Origin of the sequence: Rhodococcus sp. NPDC060090 (genome assembly GCF_042729855.1) — a bacterium.
Lineage (GTDB): Bacteria > Actinomycetota > Actinomycetes > Mycobacteriales > Mycobacteriaceae > Rhodococcus.
This window is the reverse complement of the sequence record NZ_JBHWXB010000009.1, coordinates 230,863-239,821: the sequence shown is the minus strand read 5'-3', so window position 1 is coordinate 239,821 and position 8,959 is coordinate 230,863. Positions and strand designations below refer to the sequence as shown.

Below are 8,959 nucleotides of genomic sequence, written 5' to 3'. Positions count from 1 at the left end.
GTGCCGGTCACAGACCGGCACCGCCCGACTCGCTCGATGGGAACTCATTTTCTGGGAGCCGGCGCTCTGTCGATACCGGCGCCCGCGACCCGTTCGGCGATGACTGTTCCCGACCGGGGCGATTCGGTGATCAGCTGTTCACCCAACCCGTGATCAGGCCGCGCGCGATCGAGATCGAACCGGGCAGCAACAGCGGCGCCTCCTCCGAGGACGCCCAGTCGCCCGCCTCGAGTGCAGCACGGACGTCGTCGCGCGTGAACCATCGCGCCTCCGAGATCTCGCCGTCCAGGAACTCCACATTCTGTTCGGGATCCGCCACAGCGGAAAAACCGAGCATCAGCGAACGAGGAAACGGCCACGGCTGACTCCCGAGGTACTGCACGTCGCGGACGTCGACACCGACCTCTTCGCGGATCTCGCGCACCACACAGGCCTCGAGCGACTCCCCGGCCTCGACGAATCCTGCCAGCACGGAGAAGCGGCGTTCGGGCCACGACGGTTGGCGGGCAAGCAGAACGCGGTCGCCACCGTCGTGCACCAAACAGATGATGGCCGGATCGGTTCGGGGGAATTCCTCGTGGCCGCTCACGGTGCTGATCCGCGACCATCCCGCGACGGTGGGTTCGGTGGGTGAACCGTCGACGGCGCTGAACGCGGCCTGGTCGTGCCAATTGAGCAGCGCCACCGCACTGACCATCAGATCGGCGTCGGCATCACCGAGATCTTCGCCGACACGGCGAAGGTCGGCGACCGTTCCGGTCTGTGCGAGCACGCGGACCGCCCACAGGTGCCGACCGTCGCGAATCCCGAGGAACACCGCGCCGGATACCGGTTCGGGCCCCAATTCGGTGGCATCGGCGAGGACGAGAATCGATCCGTCGACAGGCGCCTGGCCTCGGCGATCGATCCGCAGAAGCTTCGCGGTGACCCATCCGGCACGCAGTGCGTCGACGTCGGATCGCAGCTCTTCGGCACGCTCGACGACGGTGCGCGACAACAGCGGTGTCTCACCCAATGCGAAGGTCGTCACATCGTGCAGACTAACCGCGCATCGCTCCGGAAGCCGAACCGGACACCAGGCGGATGTACAAAAGCTTGTCGCCGGGCTCGATCGCATCGATCTCCGGAGAACCGATCCTCCACATGCGGCCGTCGCGCACCACCGCGAGAACGATGTCTTTGAGGTGCCGGGGCGAACCACCGACCTCGCTGTCGTCCACGTCGCGTTCCGCGATCGAGAAGCCCGCCTCGGGCGTCAGCAGATCTTCGATCATCTCGACGACGTTCGGGGTGGTGGTGGCGATGCCGAGGAGCCGGCCAGCTGTCTCGGACGAGATCACCACGGAGTCGGCACCCGACTGCCGCAGCAGATTGGTGTTCTCCGATTCACGGATCGCCGCAACGATCTTCGCCTTCGGTGCGATCTCGCGTGCACTGAGAGTCACCAGAACGGCGGTATCGTCCCGGTTCGCCGCGACGATCACCGCAGCAGCATGCTGGACGCCCGCGAGCCGCAGCACGTCGGATTTGGTGGCCGAGCCCTGCACCGTGACGAGCCCTTGACGCTCCGCGGCTTCGAGCACGTGAGGATCGGTGTCCACCACCACGATCTCGGACGGGGGAACTCCGTCGCCGAGCATCGCGTCGACGGCTGTATGACCCTTGGTGCCGTAGCCGATGACGACGGTGTGATTACGCACGCGGCGCCTCCATCGCTGAATCTCGAATGCCTGTCGCGGAGTATTCGGCCGGACGGCATGTCGCACCGGCCAGAACGGCAGCATACGCGCAGAACCTTTAGTGTGACGCCATGTCCACACAACGTTCCCGCGGCCCGGCGCTGCGTCTCGCCGCACTCCTCGCAGGCGCAGGCGCCATGCACTTCGTCCGGCCCGCACCATTCGACAGCATCGTCCCGAAACAGTTGCCAGGCGAAGCGCGTACCTATACCTATGCGTCGGGTGTCGCCGAACTGGCGGTCGCAACGACACTTGCACTTCCCCGCACCCGCCGACTCGGCGGCACGCTGGCTGCCGCGTTGTTCATCGCTGTATTTCCTGCGAATGTGCAGATGGCGGTGAGCTGGCTTCGTAGCGACAAGGTCTCCTCCGCGGCGAAGGCCGTGGCCGCGGCCCGCCTTCCCCTGCAGATACCGCTCGTCACCGAAGCGTTGAAGGTGCGGCGCACAGCGCAGCGTTGAGGGCGCACAGCGCAGCGTTGAGGTTGTCCATGGCCCGCCGACATCACTCTCGACCGTTCTCGGCACCAGCCGACCGCACGAGCCGTTCGAGGAACTCGGCACCCGGCAGGTCGTCGGGCGCGACGGTCCGGCCCGTCCGCACATAGTGGAATGCCGCACGGACCTTGTCGAGCGGAAGCTCGGCGGTGCGCCCGGTGATCCGCGCGGTGCGCGCCGCCATCAACCTCGCCCATGCCAACCGGTAGGCAGCGAGCTGCATACCCACCGATGCAAGTTTGTCTGCGTCGGGTTCGGCACCGGTCTTCCAGTCGATCACCGTCCAGCCCCCATCCGGATCCTCGAACACCGCGTCGATCCGGCCGCGGATCACGGTGCCCGCCAAGGACGTTTCGAAGGGCACCTCCACCTCGGCCGGATTCCGGGTGGCCCACGGCGACCGCAGGAACGCTTCCTGCAACCTGTCGAAGTCGGATTCGTCGCCGCCGTCGTCGTCGGCGCCGGGCAGTTCGTCGAGGTCGAGGAGCCGAGTCGCTCCGAAGCGGCGTTCGAGCCACGCGTGGAACGCGGTGCCGCGGCGCGCGAGCGGGTTGGGCCGGAACGGCAAGGGCCGGCGCAGACGCGCGGCCAGGGCATCGGGATCGGCGGCGAGGTCCACGAGCTGGCTGACCGACAGCTGCGCGGGCAACACCACTTCGGCGCCGAGCTCGGCGCGCTGGTCGCGTTCCGCCAGGAGGGCGTCGACGTCGGCGGCCCATTCGTCGGGGTCGGCGTCGGGGTCGGCGTCGGGATCATCGAGTGGGGCGGGTTCACCGGCGGCAACCGCGTCGAGGACGAGTGCGGCACCGCGTTCGACGTCGGCGCGGCGCGACCCGAGGGGGTCGCGCGGCCACGCGGCGCTGCGGGGTGTCTCGGTCATCGGATTGGCGGTGCCCGGCTCGGGTGCGGGTGCCCACTGCTCGATCACGCCGAGTTCGGGGCGGGCTGTCAGCAGTGCGTGTAGTTCCGTGAGGAACTCCGAAGGGCCCTTGGGTTCCGATCCCGTATCGGCCCAGTGGTGTCCGGAGACGTACGCGGCCCGCTCGGTTCGGGTCAGCGCAACATAGAACAGCCTCCTGTCCTCATCGAGCTTGCGCCGTTTGAGGGCGTCCTTGTGTGCGCCGATCGCGTTCTCGAGTTCCTTGCGGTCGAACAGATCGTCGAGTTCGAGCACGGGCACACCGTCGGTGCTCCCGCCCGGTTCGTCGCCCGGCTGCGCACGATCGCCGCGGAGTTGCGGCGGGAGTTCGGCGAGCGCGCCGAGCCATGTCGAGATTCCGGTGGTCGACGGGAAGACGCCTGTGCTCACATGCGGGACGGCCACGACCTGCCATTCGAGGCCCTTCGCCGAGTGCACCGTCAGGATCTGTACTCGTTCAGGATCGACCTCGACCTCCCCCGGTGTGAGTCCCTGCTCGATCTCCTCGGCCGCCGACAGGTAGGCGAGCAGACCCGGCAGTGTCGCGTGGCCACGACCGGTGTAGGACGCGACCACGTCGGCGAATGCGTCGAGGTGCTCGCGACCGGCCACCCCGCTGCGGCTGCCGACCCGGGCCTGCGCCTCGATGCCGATGCCGAGTACGCGTTCGACCTCGGCCACGAGTTCGGTCAAGGGCTGCCCCAGCCGCTCACGCAACGATGCGAGCTCGCGGGCGAGCGCCGTGATCCGTGCGAATCCGAACTTCGAATAGTGCTCTGGTCTACCAGGATCGGAGATCGCGTCGGCGAGGCCGGCCTGATCGGCGTACTCGCCGGGCAGAGCCGAATCGAGGGCGTCGTCGAGTGCATCGAGATCGGTGACGGCGCCGGTGACACCGTGCCGGCCGGTGATCGCCAATTCCTGCGCCCGCCGCCATAGCGCACGCAGGTCGGCCGCGCCGAGCTGCCATCTGGCGCCGGTCAGAACTCGCACCGCGGCGCTACCTGCCATCGGGTCGGCGGCGAGACGCAGCATCGCAAGCACGTCCGCGACCTCGGGAGTGTGCAGGAGACCACCGAGGCCGACCACCTCGACGGGCAACCCGCGGGCGCGTAGTGCCTCTGCGATCGGGGCTGCATCGGCGTTGCGGCGCACCAGGACCGCGGCAGTGGGCGGCGGTACGCCTTCGGCGCGCGCGGCCGCGTACTCGGCGGCGATCCGGTCGGCCACCCAGCCGCGCTCGGCGTCGACGTCGTTGTGCAGTGCGATCCGTACGTCGCCGGGAACCGCATCGGGGCGCGGCCGCAGCCTGCTCACGGCGACACCCCGTTCGCGCAGTGGCTCGGACGACACGTTGGCGAGTTCGAGGGCTTCGGGAGGGTTACGCCAGCTGGTCAGGAGTTCCAGCGTAGGTGCGGGTTCACCGTCGGGGAGCCTGAAGTCGGTGGCGAAGCGCGGAAGGTTCGCTGCTGAGGCACCGCGCCACCCGTAGATCGACTGCATCGGATCTCCCACGGCGGTGACCGCGAGGCCGCCGTCCCGGCCGCCGCCGAACAGTGCGGACAGCAAGATCCGCTGGGCGTGCCCGGTGTCCTGGTACTCGTCGAGCAGAACCACGCGGAACCGCTCGCGTTCGCCTGCCCCGACTTCGGGGTGATCTCGGGCAACACGCGCCGCCAGCGACATCTGGCTACCGAAGTCGAGCGCGCCTTCACGGCGCAGAGTGTCGGCGAGTCGTTGCACCAGCGGGAGCAGTTGCACGCGGGCGTCCTGCGTCCCGAGGTAGCCGAGGAGAGTTTTCGAGGGCCCGCCGCGCTGTCCCGGTCCGCCCGGCAGCGTGTGAATCAGCTTGTCGAGATCGGTATGGGCTTCGACCAGTTGTTCGGGGTCGATGAGGTGCTCGGCGAGCTGACCGGACAGTGCGAGGACCGTCTCGGTGACCGACGCGGGGTTCCGGTCGGTGTCGAGTTCGCCGTCCCACGCGCTGACCACCCGATGCGCAACCTGCCACAGTTCCGTTTCGGAGAGCAATGCCGCGGACGGTTCGATCGGCAGCAGCAGCCCGTGCTCGCCGAGCAGACGCCCGGCGTACGCGTGGTACGTCCCGACCTCGGGTTCGCTGCCCAGGATCCGAGTACGGAGACCACCGGTGGGGTCGAGGTCGCGGATCAGCGACGACCCCGCGAGCTTCGCGAGTCGCCGACGGATCCTGGTGGTCAACTGCTGTGCGGCCTTGCGCGTGAAGGTCAGGCCGAGCACCTGTTCCGGCTGTACGAACCCGTTCGCGACGAGCCACACCACCCGCGCGGCCATGGTCTCGGTCTTGCCCGCGCCTGCACCTGCCACGACGAGGGCCGGCCCCATCGACGCCTCGATGACCGCGGTCTGTTCGGTGGTCGGGCGCGGTTGGCCGAGTGCCTCGGCGAGTTGCTCCGCGCTCACCCGGCTCATCCGGTCACCTGCCGTCCTTCATCGTGCGCGGGACAACTCGATCGGACCGGGCAGTGCCGGCATCCGTCGTTGACCTGCGCCAGGAACCGCGGGCCGCGGGTCGCGGCCGCCGCTTCGTGAATGACCTCGCGCCAGTGCTCGAGTCCCTCCTCGTCGAGGGGAGGCTGGACCCGCTGGGTGGCCCCTTCCTTGTTGTGCGGCTTGGCGACGAAGACCAACCGCGCACCGCCCGGGGTCGCGGCGGGTTCACCCTCGACGGCGCCCTCTGCGATCGCCACCTGATAGGCGGCCAGCTGCGCATGGTCGCGGGCGGCGTCTTTCGACACAGGGTTCTTCGCGGTCTTGACGTCGACCACGACGGGCCGCCCGACCGAGTCGCGTTCGAGCCGGTCGATGCGGCCGCGCAGCCGTATCCTGGGGCCGCCCTCGTCGCGGGGTTCGATCGTGCCGTCGACGGTGACCTCCACGCCCACTTCCTCGAGTTCGCCGCGAGTGCCCTGCAACCACGTCGAGAAGGTGTCGAGCATTTTGCGCGTCCGTTCGAGCTCACGTCGCGCATACCATTCGGAACCGAGATCCACTGAACCCCAGGCATTCTCGAGCGCTTGATCGATTCGATCCGGGGGGATACGCCCCGCGAGCGCCTGCACGAGGGTGTGTACCAGGGTGCCGGTCACCGCGTGCGAGTTCGCACCGTCGGATCCGCCGTGTCGCTCGAACATCCAGCGCAGCGGGCAGGTGACGAGCTGTTCGACGGTGGACGGCGACAGACGGACCAGATCGTCGTCGGGCTCCCACAGCGGCAGCGCCGTACTCGGGTCGGCTGTGCCGTACCACTTGTCGGGGTGTGCGCCCTGCACCCCTGCGCGGGCGAGCCTCGCGAGTTGCACGGCAGCTCGATGCACCCGGTCGGGCTCATGCTCGACGAGTACCGGATCGCACACGACGGAACGCAATTCCGCGACGAGCGCGGGCAAGGCGAGCACGCGGGTACGTACCTCGTCCGGCACTGCCGGCTGCTCGGAATCGTTCTCGCCATGGGATCCGAGGAGCTCGTCGACGAACCGCGACCGCACGAGTTCGGTGTCGCCACCGACCGAGTCGACCGCAGTGACGAGCAGGCGGGTACGGGCGCGACTGCAGGCGACGAGGAACAGCCGTCGCTCGTCGGCGAGGAGCGGTGCCGTCCGCGAGAGCCGCGTCGTGGTGTCGTCGCCTCCGTCGGCTCCGGACACTGCGTCGATGAGCGCTTCGATACCGAGCAGGGTGCCACGCGCCCGCAAGCTCGGCCACAGCCCTTCTTGCACGCCGGCAACCACGACCACATCCCACTCCCGACCCGCCGCCGAGTGGGCGCTGAGGACCGTCACGGCCTCGGATTCGGCGGCGGCGCGGCTACGCACCGTGCCGGGGATCTCCTGTTCGGTGAGATAGTCGACGAATCCGGCGATCTGGGCGCGTGGCAGCCGATCGACGTAGTCGGCCGCCGCGTCGAACAGCGCGACCACTGCGTCGAGATCGCGGTCGGCCTGCGCACCGACCGGGCCACCGCGAGCGGAGGCCGCCACCCAGCGACGTTCGAGGCCGGTCGCCTGCCACGCCGCCCACAGCACATCCTCGAGACCGCCGCCGCGCAACGACGCCGATCGTGCCTTGGCCACCACCGACAACGCCCGTTTCAGCGGCGCCGCCTCCACGTCGGTCAGGCCTCGCATCATCGGGTCGGACTCGGCCGAGTCCTCGATGAGCAACGTCCGGAGGATTTCCGCCGAGTCGCGGTCGCCGTCGGATGCCAGCTCCACACGGCGCACACCGCGTCGCAGCCGGCGCAGCGCTACCGGCTCGGCGCCACCGACCGGGCCCGACAGCAACGCGAGGGCTTCCTCGGGACCGAACCGGCGCTCGGACACCGCCCGCAGCACCAGGAGTATCCCGGCGACGCTGTGCTGCCGTGCCAGGGGCAGCTCGGACGCGGCAGTGGTCATCGGCACACCGGCTGCGAGGAGTGCCCGACGAAGCGGCGCGAGCACCCGCGGGACGGATCGGACGATCACGGCCATCTTCGACCACGGCACCTCGTCGATCAGATGAGCGCGGCGCAGGGTATCTGCGACGACGGCGGCTTCCTTCGCCTGCGACGACATGACCGCCACGCGCACGTGTCCGGTCTCGTCCGGGACGGTGGACACGGCAGCCGCGTCCTCGGAGACCGGAGACTCGGGAACCGCAGCACCGCGGTGGGGAGGCAGTCCGGGAAGTCGTCCGGCGATCGCGCCGGTGACGGAGACGATCTCCGCTGCCGCGCGGAAGTCGGTTCCGAGGATGACGCGTCGCTGCGGGTCGTGCGAGGCCAGCCCGGTGAGGAACTCGGGATCGGCTCCGCGGAAGGTGAACACGCTCTGATCGGGGTCGCCCGCCACCGTGCTCGTGCGCGTACCCGCGCCGATGACCCGCACGAGGTGCGCGGCCTGCGGATCGAGATGCTGAGCGTCGTCGACGAGGAGGTGCCGTATGCGCGCGCGCTCAGCCGCCAACAGCTCCGGGTCGGTCGCGAACGCCGCGAGTGCTGCACCGACCAGTTCTGCGGCGTCGAGCGCCGGGGCGGTGGCTTCGGGAGCCTCGAGCCCCACAGCTCCGCGCAGAAGCATCACCTGCTCGTACCGTTGCGCGAACAACCCGGCAGCCACCCATTCGGGGCGCTCACGGCGCTCACCGAGTTCGATGAGGTCTTCGGGCCCCAGACCGCGCTCGTTGGCCCGCAACATCAGATCGCGCAGTTCCACGGCGAAACCGGTCATGCCGAGGGCGGGGCGGAGGCGTTCCGGCCACATCGTCGCACCGTCATCGATGTCGCCGCGCAACAGTTCACGCAGGACCGCGTCCTGCTCGGCACCCGTGATCAGCCGCGGCGGAGGGTTCCCGTGTGCGGACGCCTGCAGGCGCAGCACGGCGAACGCATACGAATGCACCGTGCGGACGAGCGGCTCGCGGGTGGCCCGCGGGTCGGTCGCGGCACCTGCGCTCAGCAGCCCCGCGGTGATCTCCTCGCGCACCGCGGTGGCCGCACGCCGGGAGTGTGTGAGCACTAGCACCGAGTCGGGTTGGGCACCGGACGCGATGCGATGCACCGCGAGGTCCACGAGCAGGGAGGACTTCCCGGTGCCCGGACCGCCGAGGATCTGCCACGGCCGCCACTGCGGGGCGGGTGGGGCATCGGCGAAGACCTGCTGTACCTCGTGCGGCCACTCCCGGGTCGCGGACGCTTCTTCCGGCCGTCGGACGAGTCGCGCGGCGGTGCGCCGCGGGCGCTCGGGAGCGCCCCTCGGCCCCGTACGGAGATCGGCGTCGGTCAT

The 8,959-nt window shown here is 69.5% G+C and carries 4 protein-coding genes and 1 pseudogene; 1 reads left to right on the top strand and 4 read right to left on the bottom strand.

The genetic code is table 11. The annotated features are described in order from the left end of the window. Positions 1 to 130: 130 nt before the first annotated feature. Together nudC and ACFWCF_RS14865 are read right to left on the bottom strand one after the other, a co-directional pair. Positions 131 to 1,030, bottom strand: a complete 900-nt coding sequence (nudC, locus tag ACFWCF_RS14870; RefSeq protein ID WP_378492650.1) for an NAD(+) diphosphatase — start codon at positions 1,028 to 1,030, stop codon at positions 131 to 133. A gap of 10 nt (positions 1,031 to 1,040) precedes the next feature. Beyond that, a pseudogene (locus ACFWCF_RS14865) lies at positions 1,041 to 1,736 on the bottom strand (potassium channel family protein); the annotation flags it as partial. 74 nt (positions 1,737 to 1,810) lie between these two features. On the opposite strand from ACFWCF_RS14865, the gene ACFWCF_RS14860 reads away from it, so the two are divergent. After that, on the top strand, positions 1,811 to 2,200 hold the full coding sequence (locus ACFWCF_RS14860; protein WP_378562575.1) for a hypothetical protein: 390 nt from the start codon (positions 1,811 to 1,813) through the stop codon (positions 2,198 to 2,200). A 43-nt stretch (positions 2,201 to 2,243) separates the two neighbouring features. Here ACFWCF_RS14860 and ACFWCF_RS14855 read toward each other — a convergent pair whose 3' ends face one another. Both ACFWCF_RS14855 and ACFWCF_RS14850 read right to left on the bottom strand, forming a co-directional pair. Further along, positions 2,244 to 5,606 (bottom strand): ATP-dependent helicase, encoded by a 3,363-nt coding sequence (locus ACFWCF_RS14855; protein ID WP_378562573.1) that lies wholly within the window; start codon positions 5,604 to 5,606, stop codon positions 2,244 to 2,246. Next, the gene (locus tag ACFWCF_RS14850) at positions 5,603 to 8,959 is read right to left on the bottom strand and encodes an ATP-dependent helicase (RefSeq protein WP_378562570.1); all 3,357 of its coding nucleotides are present in this window, start codon (positions 8,957 to 8,959) and stop codon (positions 5,603 to 5,605) included. Before ACFWCF_RS14850 ends, ACFWCF_RS14855 begins: the two co-directional genes overlap by 4 nt.